This window comes from Labrenzia sp. THAF187b (genome assembly GCF_009363375.1).
Lineage (GTDB): Bacteria > Pseudomonadota > Alphaproteobacteria > Rhizobiales > Stappiaceae > Roseibium > Roseibium algicola.
Genome location: NZ_CP045344.1, coordinates 5,598,436 through 5,619,987 on the forward strand (window position 1 = coordinate 5,598,436; position 21,552 = coordinate 5,619,987).

Consider the following 21,552-nt stretch of genomic DNA (forward strand, 5'->3'; position numbering starts at 1 on the left):
AGCCGATCCGCCTAAAACGTTTGAGAAATGCCCAGCCGGAAACGCAAGAAGCCGTTTTCCGCCGGATCCAGAAATGTCGGAAGGGCCAGAGCCCGCTCATAAGCCACTTCACCGGTCACGATGCCGCCGCTCAGGCGCAGGCCGACCGCACCGCCCATCAGCTCTCCGCCTTCCAGCGGATCGTCGGCATCTTCCAGGACGCCGCCGGCATCCAGACCGGCAAACACCTGCGGCAGACCGAATAGCCGCTTCAGGTTGTCCGGAGCTTTACTGGCGAATGCGGGGGTGAAACCAAGCTCAAGCTGGCTGTAGCCACCGGCATCACCCGACAGGCTGACATCGCGGAAGCCGCGAACGGACAGAGGCCCGCCGATGGTTACCCTTTCGGAGGCAAACAGCGTGTCGGGCGAAAAAGCGCCATAGGTGCTGGCCTGGAAGGAAAGCTGGCCGACCGGGTTCTGCCAGACCCGCTGGTAGAACCCCGACAGCGTCACCTGGCTGAACTGGGCCGCCGGCGTCCCATTCAGCTGGCGGCTGTCCTTCTGGGCGGCAAAGCCTTCCAGCCCCTGCTTGAAGGCGATACTGGCCTGTCCGAACCCGCCGGCAATCCGGCCGCTGATCTTCGTGGAAGCTTCCAGAACGGCCAACCGCTGGCTGGAGGCGTCGATGAAGATCTCTTCGATGAAGTTGTTGGCCTCCTTCAGCGAGAACGCGCCGCCGGCACGCCAGACAAAGCGCCCTGTGCGGTGGAGCACCCGGTCCAGTTCCACCCGGCCTTCCCAGCTGGTGCCGTCATAGCTGTAGTCGCCCGACGGGCTTTCCAGGCTGGACAGATAGTCCAGATAGGACCCGCTGATGTTGACGGTCCAATACCGCCAGGGCACGGACAGATAGGCGTTGATCGAGCGCGAATAGATACGCTCGTCCAGCCTATCGAGCGAGCTGCGGGCAGATATCGTCAACAGCTCGTTCAACCCGAGCACGTCCTCAAATCCTGCGATGCCGTTCCACTGATGACGGCCGGTGCTTGTGGCTCCGCCATTGTCCAACGACGCGGACAGTTGCACCGCGTAGGCATCTTTCACCTCGATGGTGACTATGCTCTGGCCAACGCCCGCGCCCGGCTCGATGCGGATGACGGCTTCCTTCGACCCCAGCCGGTTGATCTGCTCCAGCCCCTGCTCGAAATCACGAATATTCATGATCCGGCCAGTACGCTCGCCGAAAAGCTGCGTTGCCCCTCGCCGTGCCTTGCCGTTTTCCTGAAGGCGAACCTCGGACACCGAGCCTTCGACGATGAGGACACGCAATTCGCCGGAGCCGAGATCCTGCGGCACCAGATAGGCGCGCGAGGTGACAAAGCCCTTTTCGACGTAATAATTGGTCGCCATTCTGAGTACGTTCTGAATATCGGTCAGCGTCAGGCAGGCGCCCTGACGGTTGCGGACCAGCAACTCCAGCTGGTTTGCCGGAACGCGCTTTGCGCCTTCGAACCGGATCCTGTCGACATCAACACACGGTCCCTCGCCGCCGGTTGCCTGCGGCAGCAGATCCGGCGAACGCTGGGATGGTTCCGTCGTTCCGCCCAGAAAACGGTCACGCTCCAATCGGCGCTGCTGTTCCTCGCGCTCGATGATCTGCTGCTGCTGGCGCAGCACGTCCTCGATCCCCGCAGGCGTTTGAGCCGCCCCGGGCAGTGCAAACAGCAGTGCCCCTGCAAGCGGAGCCAGGAAACGCGCAAGTGCTCGCATGGTGTCAGTCGGTCGTCTTGCCCGCGGAAAGGTCCTTCAACCGGGCCAATGCGGCAGAGGACCCCTGCAGCGAAAACTCGATGCGGACCTGCTTGTCGTTGGTGGCGGTGACACCGACTGCGGTGAGCCGATTGCCCGTCCGGAGTTTTTCAAGGGCTGCTTCATCCAGCGGCACCGGCACCACGCAGCCTGAGGGAAGGCAGGTCAGGAACTGCGCCTTCGGCAACTCAACGTCATCCACCACAAGTGTGAGACCTTGCGAGAAGGCCAGGCCAAAGGGCGCCAGAACCGTTAGCACCGGCCCCTCCCCGGCCCGTTCCTCGACCAACAATGCGGACAGTCGTTGCCCGGTCTTTTCCTGCACCAGTTCCTGCGTCATCCGGCAGGTGCGTGTTTCGGCCTCCACGCACGTCACCGTCCAAGCCTTGAACCGTTCAGTGAGGGTCTTCTGGTCCGGCTGTTCCGATTGGGCGGAGGCTTGCGTGCACACAGCCAGCAGACTTGCTGCCACCAGCACCGGTTTCCAGTACTTGCGGCGATGTCCAAGCCACAAGGACCTCGCATTGCGATGACCGGAGACGAAATTCGGCGGTACGAAAAATTGGAAAAACATTGTCTGTGCCTGGAGTATCTGTTTTTTGACGGACAGCACGCAGGGCGTGCAGAGGCGTTCTGCCGGGAGAGCCGGCAGGCCAATGATCAGGATCGTAAAAAGGCAGCTATCGTCGCCGGCCCTTCAAATTCAGAACCGGCAAGTTGTTCAAAAAACAGCGAAACTGTTGCGCATTGTCTTTTCCCGCATTGTCTTTTTTGTTAATGCTGCCCTAAGGGTTTAAGCCACAGGTTGCAAGCAATTTTTGCGGGAAAATTGCCTCATATGGTTGAGGATTTTTGTTTAGCAATCGATTTAATTTCAGTTTTATTTCGCAAAACTCTCAATCAAAACGAGCACTTGCTAGTATCTTCCAGTCCGGCAAGCAAGTGGCGCGCAGCCTGATCAAACCACGCTTTTTATCGGGGACGAATGTAAAGATCGGTCTCGAGAGACGGGCCACAACGGCAGCAGGTTGCAGAAGGAGGCCTGAAACGCACAGCTGCAGCAAGGAAGGCAACGGGCATCGCAAGTGCCAATTCGATCAGCCGAGACGGTGGCCTAGGGAAGAAAACGTCGACGCAGGCGTACCAATCGCTGCGGGCGAAAACAGGTCCGCAGGCATTGCAGGTCGCGAGGCGTTCAAATTGGAAGGAAAAAAATGGTCGGAGTGAGAGGATTCGAACCTCCGACCCCCTCGTCCCGAACGAGGTGCGCTACCAGGCTGCGCTACACTCCGACACAGAATATGAGCTTAGAAAGCTAGGCTCATCGGGAACAGCTGGGCAAGCCCTCGCTGCGTGGAGGGTCATTTAGCAAAGCTGGTCTGATCCCGCAAGCGATTTGCATTGCCGAATGTCACTTTTTTGAAACTGTGAACAACCTCGGCAAGGCAGGAGCGAAATACGCCGCTTTCCAGCAGACACACCAAGTCCGGCTTGCCGTTCCGCCACCTTGAAGCGGATTGAAACGGCCTCTGATCATCCCGGCGATGGCCTTGCAACGCACCTGGGGAAAACCGGTCCTTCCCCGTCAAAGTTTGCGCTTGTGGAGACTTGCGCAAAGGATCGAGGCTCGCTATACAGCGTCCCCACGGCCTTGGGGTGTAGCCAAGCGGTAAGGCAGCGGTTTTTGGTACCGCCATGCGAAGGTTCGAATCCTTCCACCCCAGCCAGTTTTTCTTCCCTTAAAAGATATCTTCTAGCCTTGCCCGTTTCGGGCTGTGCTGCCACGTGCCACGACCTCGTAGCCGAGATCGACCACCGGCTGTTCCGGCTCAATTCCGGCAAGGGCCCCCGTCAGCATGCGAAAGGCATCGCGCCCCATGGCCAGGCGGAACGTCCGCACGCTGGTGATCGGCGGGTTGGCGGCGGCCATCATTTCCAGATCGTTGAAACCGCAGATACCCATCTGATCCGGAACCCGGATACCGCGCCGCTGGCACTCGAACAGCGCGCCGAGCGCAAGGTCATCGTTGTTGCACAGGATCGCATCGGTTTCCGGCGCCTTCGACAGAAGGTCGGCGACCAGTTCACAGCCCAGGGTGACGGTTGAAGGACGCGGTGTCGTCACGATCCGGCCCGCATCGAAGACGCCTGCCTTTTCCGCCTCCCCGCGAAACCCCGCAAGGCGGCGCTGGCTGCGCGGATCGAGCCGGGCAGCGATATAGCCCGGTCGCCTGTATCCGGCAGAAAGAAGATGGCGAGTTGCCGCGGCAGAGGCTTCCACGTGGGAAAAGCCGACCATCATGTCATATGGCGCCGGCCCGCACTCCATGATCTGGACGATGCGGCAGTCTGCCCGCTCCAGCAGCCGGGCCGTGTCTTCCGACTGATCGAGACCTGACAGGATCAGGCCAGCGGGACGCTGGCTCAGGAAGGTTCGCACAAGGCTTTCTTCTTCAAGTGGGGAATAGCGGGAATTGCCGAGCTGGATCTGCCATTTCGACCCTTCAGCCGCTTCATAGATGCCTCGCATGACATCGGAAAAGACGTTGTTGGTTACAGACGGCACGATAACGCCGATGACGTTGGTCTTGCCCGCAGCAAGCGCGCTGGCCGCCGGATCCGGCACGTATCCGAGCCTGTCGACCACCTCCCGGATTTTGGTCAGTGTCTTGGCGGAGACCTTGTCAGGATCACGTAGCGCGCGCGACACAGTCATAGCGCTAACACCAGCTTCCCGGGCAACATCGGCGATCGTTATTTTCAAATTATTCAACCATTACAATTGTTTATACCATTTCAAATCAACCCTTCGATAATATCCCAGAAAAAAGTGTTTGACAAATGTTAGCGCTATCATTTTTAATACACCCAACAACGAGATCATTCGGGGACGGAAATGCAGGGTGAATTGCCATCAGCCTCTGGCGAAACGGCCATCGTCGTGATGGGCGTTTGCGGCGCCGGCAAAAGCCTGCTGGCGAACCGCCTCGCGGACAGGCTTGGCGTCGGCATGGTTGAAGCTGACGACTTTCACAGCCCGGAAAACAAGCGCAAGATGGCGGCAGGCAAAGCGCTGACCGATGCCGACCGCATGCCCTGGCTGGACGCAGTTTCACTTGCCGCCAAGCTGCAGATCTACTGTGCCGGTGGCGCGGTGATCGCCTGCTCCAGCCTGAAGCGGGCCTATCGGGACCGTTTGAGGGCTGCCCTGCCCTCGTGCATTTTTGTTCACCTGGCTGGAGAACGCGGCCTGATCGCCGAGCGCCTGGGGGGGCGCCAGGGACACTTTGTCGGTGAAACGCTGCTGGACAGCCAGCTGGCGACGCTGGAACCGCTGCAAGCCGGGGAAGCCGGCTTCAGCCTGGATATTTCAAGGCCTGTCGATGAACTTGTCGACAAAGCCATGAAAGAACTGCGGCCAGCAAGGCCGCCTCGTACCACCATCGCCTCTTGAGCGATGACGTTTCGACTAGGGAGGAAATCATGCTCAAACTCTTGACCAGAACCGCTCTTGCCGCCGTTGCGGCCGGTGCGCTTGCCACGACCGCCATGGCTGCGGACTATTCGTTCCGCTTCCAGTCTTCCGACCCGGCGGGCAACCCGAATTTCGTGCTCCAGCAGGGCTGGGCCGCGAGCGTGAAGGAAAAGACCGGCGGCAAGATCGAGGTCGAGCTGCTGCCTGTGGAGTCGATTGTGGCCCACAGCGAGACCCAGGATGCCATCGCATCCGGCATTCTTGACGGCCATATCACCGACACGTCCTACTTTGCCGGCAAGGACCCGGCTTTCGGCCTGATCGCCAACCCGGTCGGCGCCTGGGCGTCGCCGGACCAGATGTTTGCCTTCATGTACGATGGCGGCGGCAAGGACCTGATGAACGAGCTGGTAGAGCCTTACGGCCTGCACTTCATCGGCGCGACGACACCGGGCCTGGAGGCCTTCGTCTCCAAGGTTCCGCTGAACGGCGTTGACGACCTGAAAGGCCTGAAGATGCGTGCACCGGAAGGCCTGGTGCAGCAGGTGTTTGCAGCGGCTGGCGCTGCTCCGGTCAACCTGCCGGGGTCTGAAGTCTTCACCGCACTCGACAAGGGCGTGATCGACGCAGCCGACTACTCGGTCTTCTCCACCAACCAGGCACAGGGCATGCACGACGTTGCCCCGAACCCGGTCTATCCGGGCTTCCACTCCATGCCGCTGGTGGAAATCTCCATGAACAAGGCCAAGTGGGATGCCTTGCCGGACGATCTCAAGACCGCCCTTGAAGAAAGCGTCAGGGATTTCGCCAACGCGCAGGTGGCAGCTCTCGCCGAAAGCGACCAGAAAGCCGTCGAGGAAGCCAATGCCAGCGGCAAGGTGACCGTCACGGACTGGTCGCCGGAAGAACGCGCGAAATTCCGCTCCATCGCCACCGGCGAATGGGCCAAGGTCGCCGAACGTTCAGAGAATGCCCAGAAGGTCTATGACGTTCTGACCAGCTACCTGAAAGAAAACGGCCTGATGCAGTAAGCTGCCTCAATGTGGTTACCTGGCGGGCGCCTTCGGGCGCCCGTTTTGTAAAAGAAGCTGGAGGAAACCTTGGTGGAACCGAACGAAACCCCGGAGCGGGAAAAGGATCCCGGCGCCATTGCCGAGGCCGGCATGCTCGGGCGCTGGATCGACAGGGGCGGCTTGCTGTTTGCCATCGGCATCGTTGCATCGATGCTGATCCTCATCAACGAAGTGCTTTTGCGCTACGTCTTCAACGCCCCCACAATCTGGGCGCACGAGACCACCATCTTCCTGTGCGGTGCCGCCTTTCTCTATGGCGGGCTCTACTGCACCGCGCGCGACCGCCACATCAGGGTCGTGCTGATCTACGACACGTTGCCGCCACCTCTGCGGCGTGTCCTTGATGTCGTCATCTCGCTCATCTGCATGGTGGCCAGCACCTTTTTTGCCTACGCCAGCTGGCTGATGGTCCAGAAGGCGGCTTTTCGTCCCGATGGCAGCTTCCGTCTGGAACGCTCCGGCAGTGCCTGGGACCCTGTCTTCCCGGGTCTGATCAAGGTTTTCCTTCTGGTTGTCATGACGGTGATGGCCGTCCAGTTCCTCATTCTTGCCTATAATTACGCCAGGGGGCGCAAGTGACAGAGTTCTTCGGCTCCCTTCAAGGGCTCGGCATCGAGACCGGCACGCTGCTCATGTTCGCGATGCTGCTGGTGCTGCTGGTGTCCGGCATCCCGCTTGCCTTCGTCACCCTGCTGGTCGCGCTGATTTTCGCGCTCGGCTGGTTTGGTCCCATGGTCGTGCCGCTGATCACCAGCCGCGTCTACTCCTTCGTCGGTTCCTTCGTCTTCGTCTCCGTGCCGATGTTCGTTCTGATGGCGGCAATCCTTGATCGATCAGGCATCGCCCGAGATCTGTTCGACGCCATGAAGCTGTTGGGCGGACGCCTGCGCGGCGGGGTCGCTATCCAGACCATCGTCGTGGCAGTGATCCTGGCGGCCATGAGCGGCATCATCGGCGGCGAAGTCGTGCTGCTCGGCCTTGTTGCACTGCCCCAGATGCTGCGCCTCGGCTACGACAAGCACCTGGCCATCGGCGTCGTGTGCGCAGGCGGTGCGCTCGGCACCATGGTACCGCCGTCCATCGTACTCATTATCTACGGCCTTACCGCCAACGTCTCGGTCGGCGATCTCTTCACCGCCGCCTTTCTGCCGGGTCTGATGCTGGCTGGTTTTTATGTCGCCTACGTCCTGATCCGGGCTTACCTCAACCCGGCCATCGCACCGGTACAGGACGAAGAACCTGTGCCGATGGCGGAAAAACTCCGTCTCCTGAAAGGGCTGATCCTGCCGCTTACCGTGGTTGCCGGCGTGCTTGGCTCCATTTACGGCGGCATCGCGAGTGTCACCGAGGCATCGGCGGTCGGCGTTGCCGGGGTGCTGCTGTCGACGGTGGTTCGGGGGGAATTTACACTCGAGCTTCTGAAAGGCGCTGCCCTGCAGACGCTTCAGACCGTCGGCATGATCGTGTGGATCGGTATAGGTGCAAGTGCTCTGGTCGGTGTGTTCAACCTGATGGGCGGCATCAAGTTCGTCTCGGCCCTCATTTCCGGCATCTCCGACAATCCGACCATCATCCTGCTGTTCATGATGCTGATCCTGTTCGTGCTCGGCATGTTCCTGGACTGGGTCGGGATCGCGCTGCTGACGATGCCGATCTTCGTGCCGATCATCAAGGATCTCGGCTACGATCCGGTCTGGTTTGGCGTTCTGTTCTGCATGAACATGCAGGTGTCGTTCCTGTCACCGCCGTTCGGGCCTGCCGCCTTCTATCTCAAGAGCGTGGCACCACCGGGCATAACGCTGGCAACGATCTTCCGCTCGCTGCTGCCGTTTATCGCCCTGCAGATACTCGCCGTAGGTATCCTGCTGTTCTTCCCGGCCATCACCGGGCGGTAAGACAAAAACGAAAACCGCCCGTGGACATGCGGGCGGTTTGTTTTTTTTCGCGATGCCTCTGCTCGCCAATCCGACTATGCGTGACGCAAATCAGGATCGGAGCGGCACTGGTCTTTCGGATATCAAGGTACCCGTTTCATCTGCACCGGCACCCCGATCCCGGATCTTCGCTGCGCTGCGTCCGGGATGACAAACTGAAAGGGGAGACTGCGCCGAGAAACCAGAAGGTGGGTGGCAGCCTTTGCTCACTGTCAAAACCAGCCTCCCCATCGTCATCCCGGCCAAGCGCAGCATGAGCCGGGATCGGAGAGGCACTGTCTTTCGATTTTGAAGATACCTAGTTCACCTGCCTCAACTGGCGCGAACCGGCTCTCCAATCCCGGATCTCAGCTGCGCTGCGTCCAAGATGTCTGCGGTTGGGTGAAAGCCAGCTCAAAGCCGGCTTTCCAGTGTTGTCACTCGCCCGGTTGCTGACCTATCGCCCTTGCCGCGTCCATTTCCTTGTGGAGGCGCTCTTCTTCCTGAACGGCCGGTGTGATGAACCGTCCGAGCAGGAGATAGGCAACCGGTGTCAGGAACAGGGTCGAGACAGTCGCAAGGCCCAGACCGCCGACGATGACAAACCCCAGGGCAATTCGCGCTTCTGCCCCTGCCCCGCTTGCCATGATCAGCGGCACGCCGCCGACAATGGTACAGATCATGGTCATCATTACCGGTCTCAGTCGAATGTTCGAGGCATTCTCGATCGCTTCGCGCAATCCCTGTCCGCGATCCCGCAGCTGGTTCGCAAATTCCACGATCAGGATGCCGTTCTTCGCCATGATGCCCACAAGCAGCACGAGGCCGATCTGGGAATAGACGTTGAGTGTCGTCCCGGTCAGCAGCATGGCGAAGACAGCGCAGGCCAGGCCAAGCGGAACCGTCGCCATGATGATGAGCGCACTGATGAAGCTCTCGAACTGGGCCGCCAGCACAAGCAGGATGATGATGATCGCAAAGCCGAAGGTGCGCGCCATGGAGGATGACTGTTCACCCAGCGTTGCCGTTTCCGCCAGCGGCACGATACGGGCACCGGGCGGCAGCAACGGTTCGGCGATCTTCAGCGCTTCCTCATAGGCATTGCCGAGGGCGAAATCGTCCGCAAGACCTGCCGTAACAGCGACGGAGCGCAACTGCTGTTCCCTTGCAAGAGAAGGCGGCACAGCCTTTTCCACCAGGCTGGCAATGGTCGACACGGGTACAAAGCGGCCATCACCTGTCTTGATGAAGATGTTCTCCATGTCCGTCGGATCGTTGATCGGATTGGACGTGGAGACGAATTTCACGTCATAGGCCTGATCGTTGATGAAAACCTGACCGATCTTGCGGCCGTCCAGCATGGCCTGCATGGCCGTGCCCAGTCCGTTGATGTCGATGCCAAGGTCGGAGGCGCGTTCGCGATCGATGGAAACCGAAAGCTGCGGCTGGGTGGCCTCGGTGGACAGGCGCACCTGACGGAACCTTGGGTCCTGCTCCATCGCCGAGATGATCTTGTCCGCCGTAGCGCCGAGCGTCGCATAGTCGTTGCTGCCGGCGACGGCAAACTGAAGGCCGGACCCGGCACCGCGAATGCCGAGGCTGTTGGGCTGGAAGGCGAAGGCCCGCACACCCGGTACATCGCGCACAAGCGCACTGACCTCGGACAGGATCTGCTGTTGCGAGCGCTCGCGCTGGTCCCATGGCGCCAGACGCATGACGATGAAGCCGCTGTTCTTGGAACCGCCTGTTCCCGCAATCGAGAAGGTGCTGTTGATCTCGCCGCTTTCGCGGTAAGGCTCCAGCAGGTTTTCGATCTGGCGCATCTGCTGAGACAGGTAATCGAGGCTGACGCCTTGAGGCGCGGAAATGCGCATGAAGGCAATCGAGCGGTCTTCAGTCGGCGTCAGTTCCGACTTGATGGTGGGAAACAGGACACCTGCGGTGGCTGCAAACAGCAGCGAAATAGCGACAACCACCATCGGTGCATCAAGGCATGCGTGCAGGCAGCGCCGGTAGAGCGCGCTCAACATCCGCCCCAGACCACCGGCACCGCCACCGTGATCATCGGCCTTACCGGCCGGTTTGCTCTTGAGAATGCGCGAGGCCAGCATGGGACAGAGCGACAGCGCCACGATGGAGGACAGGAACACCGCGATGGCGAGTACGAAGCCGAATTCGCGGAACAGCCCGCCGGTCTGCCCCGGCAGGAAGGAGAGCGGTACGAACACGGCAATCAGTGTCGCGGTTGTCGCCAGCACTGCGAAGAAGACCTCTTCGGCCCCCAGAACCGCCGCAGCGCGTGGTCCGATGCCTTCGTTTCGCCTGCGCACGATGTTTTCCAGCACCACGATGGCATCGTCGACGACAAGGCCAGTTGCCAGAACCAGCGCCAGCAGCGTCAGGATGTTGATGGAGAACCCGGCAAGATAGATCGCCGCCAGTGTGCCGATCAGCGCCACCGGCAGGGACACGCCCGGAATGATGGTTGCCCGCCAGTCCCACAGGAAAATGAAGATGATCAGCAGAACGATGCTGACCGAGATGGCAAGGGCAATCTCGACTTCATGAATGGCGCCATTGATGAAGGTGGCGTCATCGCTGGTGACCTCAATGGTCATGCCTTCGGGCAGGTTCTCCTGGATACGGTCGACCGCGGAGCGAACGCCTTCCGAAATCTCGAGCGTGTTCGACTGGGCCGAACGAATGACGCCAAGGCCGATGCCCGACTTGCCGTTGGCGCGCAGCTGTGTCTGGCCCAGGTCCGGCCCAAGTGTCACAGTCACGAAGTCGCGGAGCCTTGCACGGCGATTGATGATGACGCTTTCGAATTCTTCGGGCGTATCAATAGAAGCCGTGGCGCGAACGATCAGATCCTGGTTCTGACTGGTCAGCGAGCCAGCCGGCGTATCGAAGGCCATGGAGGACAGGGCATTGGCCACATCGGCGATGGTCAGATTGAGGCTGGCCATCTTGGCCTGGTCGATGTCGATCCGGAAGATCTTGTCACGGTCACCGTAGACCTGGACGTCCGCGACACCCGGAACAGCGGCAAGGACGTCGGAAATCTCGTCTTCCACCAGCACCGTCATGTCCTCGACCGACATGCGGTCGGAAGTCAGGCCCAGGCGCAATACCGGCTGGGCATTGGCATCAGCCTTGATGATACGGGAAGGCTCGGCGTCCTCGGGCAGATCGTTGGTGATGCGCCCGAGCGCATCGCGCATGTCGGAAGCGGCAACGTCCAGATCGACATCATCGGAAAATTCCACGGTCACACGGCTTCGGCCAAAGGAAGACGATGAAGAGATAGACTTCACGCCGGAGACTCGCGCCACTGCGCCTTCGATGACACCGGTCACTTCACGGTCGATGGTTTCGGCAGCTGCGGCCGGATAATCGGTGCTGACGGTGATGACCGGGCGGTCGACATCGGGCAGTTCGCGCACTTCGATGCCGAAAATTGCCGCGATCCCCGCAACCACGATCAGCATGTTGATCACGAAGGCAAGAACCGGACGCCGCACGAACAGGCCGGTGATGCCAAGTTCCTTCAAACGGTCCATCTGCATGGCAATCTCTCCAAGACCTTCAGGTCAATTCTCAGGAACCGCTTTGGCTGGAAGCAGTTGTCGCCGGAGTGTCCGATGCCGGAGCCTGTTTGCGGTCTGCAACCGTCACGTCGGCTCCGTTGCGAACCAGGTGAATGCCTTCGGTCACGACCTCGTCGTTGACTGTCAGCTCCGCGTCGACCAGCACGCTGTCGGTGTTGCGCTGGATAATGCTGACCGGAACGCGAACGCCCTTGCCTTCACGCACGGCCCAGACGAAGGCACCGTCGGAGCCCCATTGCACGGCAAGCGGATCAACAGCCGGATACTTGTCGCCGGGAAACTTCATCGAAACCTGGAACGACATGCCGGCTCTCAACTTGTCGGCCTTGTTCGGAAAACGGGCACGAACCTGAAGTGTACGGCTGTCGATATCGATGCGGTTGTCAACGGCACTGATGACACCCTCGAAGGTTTCTCCCGGGCGGGCAACAGACGTGGCGGTGATCGGAGATCCCACCGCGATAGCGGAGGCGAACCGCTCCGGAACCCAGAAATCGACGAGAATTTCGCTGCGGTCGTCAATGGTTGCGATGACGGTCTGCGAGGAAACGTAATTGCCTGCGGTAATGGGAAGAATGCCGACCACGCCGGTGATCGGAGTTTCGATGGAGCGGCGGGAAAGCGCCAGTTCGGCTTCGCGAAGTTGCAGCCGCGCATTGTCTACCGAGAGTTCCGCGTCTGTCACCTGAACAGCCGTCGCAGTATTGGTTTTCCGCAGCACCTGCATACGCTGAAGCCGGGCCTCGGCATCCTTCAGAGCATTTGCAGCCCGTTCGACCGCGATCTGTTCGGCGTCCAGATCCAGTTTGGCAATGACGTCGCCGGCCTTCACGGTGGCGCCGGACTTGACCAGCACCTCGGTCATGCGGCCGCTGGTGTAAGGCGTCACGGCAACAGACTGCAGCGCTGTGCTGGTACCTATGGCCGACAGACGATCATTGATCGTGATTTCGACAACCGGTGTTGCAACGACGGCGCCTTGCGGCCCACCCCGGCCACGCCGTGGTTGATCACCTTCGCTTGGCGCTGCATCGGCTACGGCAAAATCCAGCCAGTCGATCCCCCAGGCGGACAGGTGTGCGCCGGCCCCCGGATAATAACGAACCCAGAGCCCTGCCGCCACGATGACAACCAGGAGGGTGAGAACGAGCTGTTTCCAAATTGACAATTGGAACTCCGATCAGAACTTGCCGGCACTGCCGAAAACGGTTGTTTCCTGAAACCAGTTATCTACGGCAATTCCCGTATGCCAACAATCGATAAGGTGTACCAATTTGTAAGCGAAACGACACACTTTCACGCCAATGAGTTGTTCCATCTTTGCAAATTCTACCTATGATATAGAAACTGGCCACCGGAACCGCCGTGAGAGCGTCTTCTGGCCGGGATTTCTATCCAGATAGCGTAGTGATTGCCCGAAACCAGTGCCGAGCGTCCGGCACCGGTTCTCTTTCGGTATGGCCAGATCTGTCCCTATGCGGCGTCGTCAACGCGGCGCAGGGAAGCTTGCCGGGTCAGGATCTGACGGCGGGCAAACGCGGCGATGAAAACCGCTGTCAAAATGAGGACAATGGTGGGGGCTGGCGCGCTGTCCAGAAAGAAGCTGGCATAGGTGCCTGCGACCATTGAAACCATGCAGACCAGCACCGACACGTAAAGCATCGTCTTGAAGGTGCGGACCAACAGGAATGCGATTGCCCCCGGTGCAATGAGCAAGGCAACCGCCAGGATAAGGCCCGCCGCAGAAAGCGTGGCCACGATCGTCAGCGACAGTGCCGCCAGAAGGCCGTAGTGCAACAGTTTTACCGGCAAACCGGAGGCCTGAGCCTGGGCGGGATCGAAACTGTGCAACAGAAGGTCTTTCCACTTCAGCACAAGCGCGCCGCCGACAACAAGAGCGATGATGCCAGCTGTTACAAGCTCGTGCTGCTCCACGCCCAGCATGTTGCCGAACAGGATGTGGTCCAGATGAGCGTTTGTCCGGATCGAGACGTAAAGCACGATGCCGACGCCGAACATGCCGGAAAACACGACCCCCATCACGGTATCCTGCTTCACCCGGCTGTTGCCTGACAGGTAACCCGTCAGCACGGCACAGACCATGCCGGCGGCAAAAGCGCCGACGATCAATGGTATGCCAAAGATGTAAGCCAGTACGATGCCGGGTAAAACCGCGTGGCTGACAGCATCCCCCATCAGGGCCCAACCCTTGATCACCAGGAAGCTCGACAAGAGAGCCGTCGGGATGGACACGATCACGCAGATCAGAAACGCATTCTGCATGAAGGGGAACTTGAACGGCAGAAGCAGTGTCTCGAGGTCCATCAGGCCTGATCTCCCGCTTCTGGTTTCGCAACGTCCGCAGCGTATCCCCGGCGCAGGGCTTCCGCCGACTTGCGTCTGGCGGCCAGAAGGCCGTGCTTTGGCGCCAGAATGAAAGTCAACAGGAAGATCAGGGTCTGCAAGGTGACGATGATACCGCCCGTGGCCCCGTCCAGAAAGTAGCTGATATAGGCCCCGGCAAAGCTGGTGAGCGTGCCAATTGCGATGGAGGTCAGGATCAGGCGCGGGAAGCGGTCGCACAAGAGGTAGGCCGTCGCACCGGGCGTGACCACCATTGCAATAACGAGAAAGGCCCCGACCGTCTGCATGGCCGCAACCACGGAGGCGGACAGAAGCACAAAGAAGATTGCCTTGAGGAGACCGGGCCTCAGACCGATTGTGCGGGCATGGCTTTCGTCGAAGAAAGTGACCATCAGATCCTTCCACTTGAGCGTCAGGATCGCCAACGACACAAAGCCGATGATGGCCAGTTGCAGGGTATCTTCCGGCGTGATGGCCAGAATATTGCCCATGGTGATCGTCTGGACCGAGACCGACATGGGGCTGATGGAAACGATGAAGAGACCAAGGCCGAAGAAGGACGTGAAGATGAGGCCGATGATGACGTCGACCTTGAGGCCCGACCGTTCGGACAGGAACAGCATGGCCCCGGCTGCAAGTCCGCCTGCCAGAAACGCTCCGAGAGAAAACGGCAGGCCCAGGATATAGGCACCGGCCACACCCGGCACGACCGAATGAGACAGGGCATCGCCGATCAGCGACCAACCCTTCAACATCAGGTAGGACGACAGAAAAGCGCAAACCCCGCCAACGAGTGCGGAAACCCACATGGCGTTGGTCATGTAGCCGTATTGAAAGGGTTCGAGAAGATAGGCGAAACTGAAAGGCTCCATCAGTCGCGCGCCTCTCTCGTCTGCACTTCGTCGCCATATTGAACGAACGGGCGCTCGTCGTCGGTCAGGATCGTCACCGTACGCTGATCGCCATCGGTGTGCAGGGTCTGGTCGGAAATGGTGAAATGGCGCAGCACCCCGCCAAAGGCCTTCTCCAGGTTCTGACGGGTGAAGGTTGTCGCGGTTGGCCCGTAGTCGAGCACCGTTCCCTTGACCAGCACCGTCCTGTCGCAGAATTCGGGAACGGAACCGAGGTTATGGGTGGAGACAAGCATCACCCTGCCCTCGGCCTGCAACTCTCGCAGCAACGCCACGATCTGCTCTTCTGTTTTCACGTCGACGCCGGTGAAAGGTTCGTCCAGAAGGATTACCTGACCATCCTGGGCAAGAGCGCGGGCGAGAAAGACGCGCTTGCGCTGACCGCCGGAAAGCTCACCAATCTGCCGATGCCGAAAATCCTGCATGTTCACGCGGGTCAGTGCCTGGTCGACCGCGGCATGGTCCGCAGGCTTTGGCCGTCGCAAAAACCCCATGTGGCCATACCGGCCCATCATCACCACGTCCTCCACCAGAACGGGGAATGACCAGTCGACTTCCTCCGATTGGGGAACGTAGGCAACGAGGTTCTTCTTGAGCGCTTCCCGGACGGTCATATCCAGGATCCGGATGCGCCCCTTGGCTGTGGGCACGAACCCCATGATGGCCTTGAACAGCGTCGACTTGCCCGCGCCATTGACGCCGACAAGAGCCGTGACGGTTCCGCGCGGGATCGAGAAACTGGCATTCCAGAGTGCCGTATGTCCGTTCCGGTAGGTAACCGTAACGTCTTCGGCGGCAATTCCGCCATCGTCCCTGACGTTGGGCATATCCATAACCGGGTCCTTGATGACATTCAGCATGTAGGCTTTCCAGTACAATCCGAAGTTACTGTGACACAATCAAGGGCAGCATCGGGTCATGCTGCCCGGCAGTCTTTATTACGGGCCATCACTGTGAATTGGATTTCAGCCCCTCGACCACCGTGCTCGAGGTGACCTTCAGCAAATCCAGGTAGGTGGGCACCTTGCCGTCCGCCTCGCTCAGGGAGTCGACATAGAGGTCGCCGCCATATCTCGCGCCGGTTTCCCGAGCCACCTGCTTGGCAGGCGAAGTGTTGACCGTGCTCTCGCAGAAGACGACCGGGATGTCGTGCTCTCGCACCCCGTCAATCACCGATCGGACCTGCTGCGGCGTGCCGACCTGATCGGCGTTGATCGGCCAGAGGTACAGTTCCTTCATGCCGAAATCACGAGCGAGATAGCTGAACGCGCCTTCACAGGTCACCAGCCAGCGCTTGTCTTCCGGGATATTGGCAACGGCCTGGCGCAGCGGCTCTATGGTTTCGCGCAGCTTTGCCTTGTAGGCATCCGCGTTGCCGGCATAGACCGCCGCATTCTCCGGGTCGTATTGTGCAAATGCCTTGGAGATGTTGTCGATATAGATCAGCGCGTTGTCCAGGCCCATCCACGCATGCGGGTTCGGTTTTCCTTCATAAGAACCCGACGCGATCGAGATCGGTTCGATCCCGTCTGTAAGTGTTACGGAGGGGATGTCGCCTAGGTTGGACAGAAACTGCTCGAACCAACGCTCAAGGTTCATGCCGTTCCACAGGATCAGGTCCGCGTCGGATGCCCGCACGATGTCCTGCGGTGTCGGCTCATAACCGTGGATTTCGGCACCCGGCTTGGTGATCGACACCACGTCGGCGGTCTCCCCGGCAACATTCTGCGCAATGTCGGCAAGAACGGTGAATGTGGTCACCACCTTCATTTTGTCCTGTGCGGAAGCGCCGTTTACCGGTCCGGCCGCAAGTGCCGCAAGAGAGACCGTCAGAAGCAGTTTTTTCAACATCACCATATCCCGGTTCGAACATCATTTCTGCAAGTGATATTGCAACTCATTCGCAACTGTCAAGCTTGTTGCGAATGAGTTGCAATATCATTCTTGTCTTGATGTGCCTTCGCCGGGCGTACCACCTCAGGAAGAACGCGGCATCACCGGGCAAGCCCACCTTGTTCCTGCATTAAGGTTGAAGCGTGTCACGCCGATGTATCAATCGAATAAAAAACGCCCCACTGGCAGGTAAGCCGGTGGGGCGTCAGATCGGAGGTTTCTCGCACGGCTTCGAGCTGCAACAAAGCAACCGAAGAAGGTCGTGCCCTATCGCTTGGCGGCCTCGAGCAGCCTTTCAAGCACCTGCCGCTCACCGATCTGGTTTGCCATCAACAGGATCAGCCGGGCATTGAACGCATCGCTTTCGGCCTTTGTAAGGCCTTCATGGGCGGTCAACAGATCAGCATAAAACCCGTCGGGCGTTTCAAGGTTCGGTTTGGTGACAATCTCCGCCATTAGGCCTCTCCGCCTTTCCCGAGTGCAATTGCAAATGCATTTTCGACCGCAGTGCGGTCATAGCCTGTCCAGCGCGACGCCACATGCTGGTCTGGCCGGATCAGATAGACAGCCGAAGCCTCGTCACCCAGATAGCGGGCCTTGATCTCCTGACCGGCTGCGGAAGTCGCGATACTGACACCGGTAATTTCGATACCGTCGATCAGAAGCTTCTCGGGTACTTCGGCGCCGATACCAAGCAGATGGAAGCCGCTGCCAAGCCAGTCCAGCAGCCAGCCGTCTGCCAGAGGCGCATCCACAGCCGGGCTTCCCGGTCTTGTGCGCGCGGGCAGGCCTTCCACATCCGGTCCATTGAGCTTCGAACCGTCATAGACGCAAGGAACGGACAGCCTCCCGGAATTGACCAGGGGCCGGGCAAAAGCGTGATGTTCGGAAAGGTCCAGCACCGCATCACGGAAAATACGGCTGATTTCCGATTTCGGAGTAATGAAGTCGGTTGAACGCGAGCTTTGCAGGATATTCTCGTCTGCGGCCATTTCGCGCTCAAAAGCATAGCTGTCCAGAAGGCTTTCCGGAGCCTTGCCGTCAATGACCAGCTTCAGCTTCCAGCCGAGGTTGTCGGCATCCTGGAAACCGGAGTTGGCACCACGCGCACCGAAAGGCGACACCTGGTGAGCGCTGTCACCGGCAAAGATCACCCGGCCATGGCGGAACTTTTCCATGCGGCGGCACTGGAATGTGTAGATCGACACCCACTCCAGATCGAATTCGACATCCGGGCCCAGCATCTGCTTGAGCCGGGGAATGACGTTTTCCGGTTTCTTTTCTTCTTCCTTGTCGATGTCCCAGCCAAGCTGAAGATCGATGCGCCAGACCCCGTCCGGCTGCTTGTGCAGAAGCGCCGACTGGTCCTTGTTGAAAGGCGGATCGAACCAGAACCAGCGCTCGGTCGGGAAATCCGCCTTCATGATAACGTCGGCAATCAGGAAATTGTCTTCAAACACCCGGCCGACGAAATCGAGATCCAGCATCCGGCGGGACGGCGAGCCTGCCCCGTCGCAGGCAATCAGCCATTCCGCTTCCAGATTGTAGGCGCCATCGACCGTTTCAACGGTCACCAGCGTGTGGTCGTCCCGCTGGTTGAGGTTCGCGACCCGGCTGCCCCCGCGGATTTCCACCGGCTTGCCTTCCACCTGCAGAGCGCGAATGCGCTCGACCAGATGAAGTTCACAATAATATTGCTGCAGGTTGATGAAGGCCGGGCGCTTGTGCCCCTGCTCCGGAAGCAGGTTGAAATCGTAGACCTGCCGGTCACCGAAAAACACCTTGCCGACGTTCCAGACGACGCCCTTGTCGACCATCTCGTCGCCGCAACCCAGCCGGTCGAAGATTTCCAGCGAGCGCTTGGAAAAGCAGATTGCCCGTGAGCCCACGCTAACCTTGTCGTTGTCATCGAGAACGACGACCGGCACATCCGCCTGAGCCAGATCGATAGCCGTGGCGAGGCCCACCGGTCCGGCTCCAATGATGACCACCGGATGGCGAACGGGTGCCGCCGCATCCTGATCCTGGGACCGCTTGTACGGATAAAGCGGCGCTTCAAACAACTTGGTCACAGGCGTTTCTCCCAATTTCCGAGGCCTACCGGCATCGTGAACCGGTTCGCCTTTGCCTGTTTCGCGGAACCCGCAGGGGGGCTTGCGCGTTTTCGTTAGACAATCCCCCAAGAAGGAGGTGTGACATGCCAGTCCTGACACGTCAGAACATGTTGACATCCGGCCGACGCTGGACATTCCGGTTGATTGCCGGACTGATGTCCGCGGTCGCCCTTGCGCTTCTCATCGCGGCTCCCGCCACCGTCCTCGCCGACAACTGGAGCATGGTCGGCATCGCCATCGTGGTGAGCGAGATCATAGTTCTTGCAGGTGGCCTCACCTGGCTCGCCCTGCTGATCCTTGCACCGAAGCGCTAGCCGGTTTCCCAGAAACGTTGCGCCGACGGGTGGCGGTCGAACTCCAAAAAGAACTCGTCAAGTTGAGGCGGCGCAACACTGGTTCCTGCCAGCATGGCATGCACCTGCCCCCGGTGATGGATCTGGTGCTGAAAGAGGTGCAGCAACGTGTTGGCGATCGTCTCGTGAAAGACACCGCTCTTGCCCCGGTCCTGAGCGACATTGCGGTCCAGATCTCCTTCCACCATCCGGTCGCAGAATGCGATCAGAGCTCCGTCGGCACTCTCCTGGGCCCGTTTCAGCTCTGCTGCAGAGGCAAGATGCGGCGTGTCGAATACCGACAGCCCCTGCCCCTCTTCCTTCAAGGCATCCAGATAGTAACGGTCCACTTCCCAATTGTGGTTGAGCGTTTCCCGGATCGAGGGAAAGAAACCGGTTCTTTCCGCCTCGAACTCCGCCTGCGACAACCGGCAACAGGCGTCGTAAAGACGTTCGTTCGCGTAAGCGTTGTTGCGGGCCATCAGGCGGAGGTGGTCCAGGACAGTGTTCATGGGTCAGCCCTGCAGATCCGCCCACATCTTGGCGTCGCGTTCCGCCGTCCAGATGCGCGGCGTGTCGATGCCGAGGGCCTCGTCATAGGCCCGGGCAACGTTGAACGGCAGACAGTGTTCGTAGATGGCATAATCCTTGAACTTCGGATCGCATTCGGCACGGCAGGCGTCCCAGGCTTCTTTCAGTGATCCGCCACCCTGGGCGACCCGGGCCACCGGCCGATAGGTCGAGGAGACGAAATCGGCGGTGTTGGTCAGCGCCTTGCCCACCATCTCCTTGCCGACCAGCGCATCGCCGCGGCCTGGCGCGATAGCCTCCACATCGAAGGAACGGATCGCTTCCAACGTTGTCGGCCAGTCGTTGAAATGGCCGTCGCCGCAGTAGCAGGCCGAGTGGTATTCGACGATGTCGCCGGTGAACATGACGTTCGCGTCCGGCACGTGGATAACGATATCCCCGGCCGTGTGGGCGCGACCAAGGAAGCTGAGGTCTACCCGGCGCTTGCCGAGATAGACAGTCATGCGGTCGTTGAAGGTGGTGGTCGGCCAGGTCAGAGGCGGAATGTCGTTGACGTTTTCATAGCCCATGAACAGACGCGGGAAGCGCATGAATTCGGATTCTCTGTCTTCCGCGCCCCGTTCCACGACCATCGAACGGGCCTTCTGGCTCATGATCGCGGTCGGTGCCCGATAAGCGGCAGCCCCCAGCACGCGAACGGCGTGGTAATGCGTCAACACAAGGTGGCTGATCGGCTTGTCGGTGACGGACCGCACCTTCTCAATGACCTTGTTGGCGAGTTCGGGGGTCGCCTGCGCCTCAACGATCATGACGCTGTCGTCGCCGATGATGACGCCGGTGTTCGGGTCACCTTCAGCGGTAAAGGCCCAGAGATCCTTGCCGATCTCGGTGAAGGAGATCTTCTTCTCGGTCATGTCTCCGGCGGATGCGAATTGCTTGCTCATTCAGAGGCTCCGTGTTTGCCTTCGTCCCATGCGGGCATCGCCTTTTTGGCGACGGCAGCCGGATGGGCTTCCATTGTGGTTGCCATGGTGTCATTCCACCGGTTGAGGTAGCCAAAGAGCGCGATCGAAGCGACGATCTCGACAATCTCGGCGTCGTTGAAATGCGGCTTGAGCGCCGCAAAATGAGCTTCGGTCACGTCGTTCGGAACACCGGCAGCCTCGCGGGCCAGCACCAGTGCCGCTTTTTCGGCCTCCGTAAAGAGCGGCGAAGTCTCGCATTCCCATACGGCGGCAATCTTTTCGTCCGGCACATCGTAGACGTGGCTCAGATTGGCCATGTGGCCCTGGCAATAGCGGCAGCCGGTCGCCATGGATGTCATGAGTGCGACCATCATCTTCAGGTCTTCCGGCACCGTGCCTTCATAAAGGATCGCCTGGTTCAGATCCATGAACGCCTTGGCGATATTCGGCCGGCGCGCCATGGTGAGGATCGAGTTCGGCAGAAAGCCGCGAATTGCATCGTAACGCGCGAATTTTTCCTCGAACTGAGGCAGATCCGCCCGGTCAAGCGGGTCGACGTGAGGCATTGCCCTCTCCCTGA

Annotated in this window: 19 protein-coding genes and 2 tRNA genes; 6 read left to right on the forward strand and 15 right to left on the reverse strand. The window is 59.8% G+C overall.

Annotated elements, in window-relative coordinates; all coding sequences use genetic code 11:
• Nucleotides 1–11 precede the first annotated feature (11 nt).
• From FIV03_RS25705 to FIV03_RS25715, 3 genes are all read right to left on the reverse strand, one after another.
• Entirely contained in the window at nt 12–1,751 is a 1,740-nt protein-coding gene (locus tag FIV03_RS25705) for a ShlB/FhaC/HecB family hemolysin secretion/activation protein (protein ID WP_152511471.1), read from the reverse strand.
• A gap of 4 nt (nt 1,752–1,755) precedes the next feature.
• Nucleotides 1,756–2,364, reverse strand: coding sequence for an invasion associated locus B family protein (locus FIV03_RS25710; protein WP_152511472.1), 609 nt, complete (start codon nt 2,362–2,364; stop codon nt 1,756–1,758).
• Between the two features lie 641 nt (nt 2,365–3,005).
• Nucleotides 3,006–3,082, reverse strand: a tRNA-Pro gene (locus tag FIV03_RS25715).
• A 360-nt stretch (nt 3,083–3,442) separates the two neighbouring features.
• On the opposite strand from FIV03_RS25715, the gene FIV03_RS25720 reads away from it, so the two are divergent.
• Nucleotides 3,443–3,517: transfer RNA gene (locus tag FIV03_RS25720), tRNA-Gln, on the forward strand.
• Nucleotides 3,518–3,543: 26 nt separating this feature from the next.
• Here the strand turns inward: FIV03_RS25720 and FIV03_RS25725 are convergent.
• Nucleotides 3,544–4,506, reverse strand: coding sequence for a LacI family DNA-binding transcriptional regulator (locus FIV03_RS25725; protein WP_209009788.1), 963 nt, complete (start codon nt 4,504–4,506; stop codon nt 3,544–3,546).
• A gap of 180 nt (nt 4,507–4,686) precedes the next feature.
• Between FIV03_RS25725 and FIV03_RS25730 the strand changes: the two genes are divergently transcribed.
• The 4 genes from FIV03_RS25730 (at nt 4,687) to FIV03_RS25745 (ending at nt 8,233) form a co-directional block, all read left to right on the forward strand.
• Nucleotides 4,687–5,244, forward strand: coding sequence for a gluconokinase (locus FIV03_RS25730; RefSeq protein ID WP_152511474.1), 558 nt, complete (start codon nt 4,687–4,689; stop codon nt 5,242–5,244).
• A 29-nt stretch (nt 5,245–5,273) separates the two neighbouring features.
• Nucleotides 5,274–6,296: a TRAP transporter substrate-binding protein gene (locus FIV03_RS25735; protein ID WP_152511475.1), complete on the forward strand. Its 1,023-nt coding sequence runs from the start codon at nt 5,274–5,276 to the stop codon at nt 6,294–6,296.
• Nucleotides 6,297–6,368: 72 nt separating this feature from the next.
• Nucleotides 6,369–6,917, forward strand: a complete 549-nt coding sequence (locus FIV03_RS25740) for a TRAP transporter small permease (protein ID WP_031269566.1) — start codon at nt 6,369–6,371, stop codon at nt 6,915–6,917.
• A gap of 53 nt (nt 6,918–6,970) precedes the next feature.
• The gene (locus FIV03_RS25745) at nt 6,971–8,233 is read left to right on the forward strand and encodes a TRAP transporter large permease subunit (protein WP_152512079.1); all 1,263 of its coding nucleotides are present in this window, start codon (nt 6,971–6,973) and stop codon (nt 8,231–8,233) included.
• Nucleotides 8,234–8,688: 455 nt separating this feature from the next.
• Here FIV03_RS25745 and FIV03_RS25750 read toward each other — a convergent pair whose 3' ends face one another.
• From FIV03_RS25750 to FIV03_RS25785, 8 genes are all read right to left on the reverse strand, one after another.
• Nucleotides 8,689–11,820 (reverse strand): efflux RND transporter permease subunit, encoded by a 3,132-nt coding sequence (locus FIV03_RS25750; protein ID WP_062489541.1) that lies wholly within the window; start codon nt 11,818–11,820, stop codon nt 8,689–8,691.
• A 31-nt stretch (nt 11,821–11,851) separates the two neighbouring features.
• Entirely contained in the window at nt 11,852–13,030 is a 1,179-nt protein-coding gene (locus FIV03_RS25755; protein ID WP_152511476.1) for an efflux RND transporter periplasmic adaptor subunit, read from the reverse strand.
• Nucleotides 13,031–13,335: 305 nt separating this feature from the next.
• Nucleotides 13,336–14,187 carry a metal ABC transporter permease gene (locus FIV03_RS25760; protein ID WP_152511477.1) on the reverse strand — a complete coding sequence of 284 codons (852 nt, stop codon included), beginning with the start codon at nt 14,185–14,187 and terminating at the stop codon, nt 13,336–13,338.
• On the reverse strand, nt 14,187–15,098 hold the full coding sequence (locus FIV03_RS25765) for a metal ABC transporter permease (protein ID WP_152511478.1): 912 nt from the start codon (nt 15,096–15,098) through the stop codon (nt 14,187–14,189). Before FIV03_RS25765 ends, FIV03_RS25760 begins: the two co-directional genes overlap by 1 nt.
• Nucleotides 15,098–15,997, reverse strand: coding sequence for a manganese/iron ABC transporter ATP-binding protein (locus FIV03_RS25770; RefSeq protein ID WP_062489545.1), 900 nt, complete (start codon nt 15,995–15,997; stop codon nt 15,098–15,100). Before FIV03_RS25770 ends, FIV03_RS25765 begins: the two co-directional genes overlap by 1 nt.
• 88 nt (nt 15,998–16,085) lie before the next feature.
• Nucleotides 16,086–16,994, reverse strand: coding sequence for a metal ABC transporter substrate-binding protein (locus FIV03_RS25775; protein WP_209009789.1), 909 nt, complete (start codon nt 16,992–16,994; stop codon nt 16,086–16,088).
• A 303-nt stretch (nt 16,995–17,297) separates the two neighbouring features.
• Nucleotides 17,298–17,486 (reverse strand): DUF2783 domain-containing protein, encoded by a 189-nt coding sequence (locus FIV03_RS25780; RefSeq protein WP_152511480.1) that lies wholly within the window; start codon nt 17,484–17,486, stop codon nt 17,298–17,300.
• Nucleotides 17,486–19,102: an FAD-dependent oxidoreductase gene (locus tag FIV03_RS25785; protein WP_152511481.1), complete on the reverse strand. Its 1,617-nt coding sequence runs from the start codon at nt 19,100–19,102 to the stop codon at nt 17,486–17,488. Before FIV03_RS25785 ends, FIV03_RS25780 begins: the two co-directional genes overlap by 1 nt.
• Nucleotides 19,103–19,227: 125 nt before the next feature.
• On the opposite strand from FIV03_RS25785, the gene FIV03_RS25790 reads away from it, so the two are divergent.
• A complete protein-coding gene (locus FIV03_RS25790) occupies nt 19,228–19,458 on the forward strand; it encodes a hypothetical protein (RefSeq protein WP_023000078.1) in 231 nt (76 codons plus the stop codon).
• Here FIV03_RS25790 and FIV03_RS25795 read toward each other — a convergent pair.
• Genes FIV03_RS25795 through FIV03_RS25805 form a run of 3 tightly spaced genes read right to left on the reverse strand, consistent with a single transcriptional unit; the run spans nt 19,455 to nt 21,538 of the window.
• A complete protein-coding gene (locus FIV03_RS25795) occupies nt 19,455–19,988 on the reverse strand; it encodes a DinB family protein (RefSeq protein ID WP_152511482.1) in 534 nt (177 codons plus the stop codon). The two genes, FIV03_RS25790 and FIV03_RS25795, sit on opposite strands and share 4 nt — an antisense overlap.
• Nucleotides 19,989–19,991: 3 nt before the next feature.
• Nucleotides 19,992–20,951 carry an MBL fold metallo-hydrolase gene (locus tag FIV03_RS25800; protein WP_152511483.1) on the reverse strand — a complete coding sequence of 320 codons (960 nt, stop codon included), beginning with the start codon at nt 20,949–20,951 and terminating at the stop codon, nt 19,992–19,994.
• Entirely contained in the window at nt 20,948–21,538 is a 591-nt protein-coding gene (locus FIV03_RS25805; RefSeq protein WP_152511484.1) for a carboxymuconolactone decarboxylase family protein, read from the reverse strand. Before FIV03_RS25805 ends, FIV03_RS25800 begins: the two co-directional genes overlap by 4 nt.
• Nucleotides 21,539–21,552 lie beyond the last annotated feature (14 nt).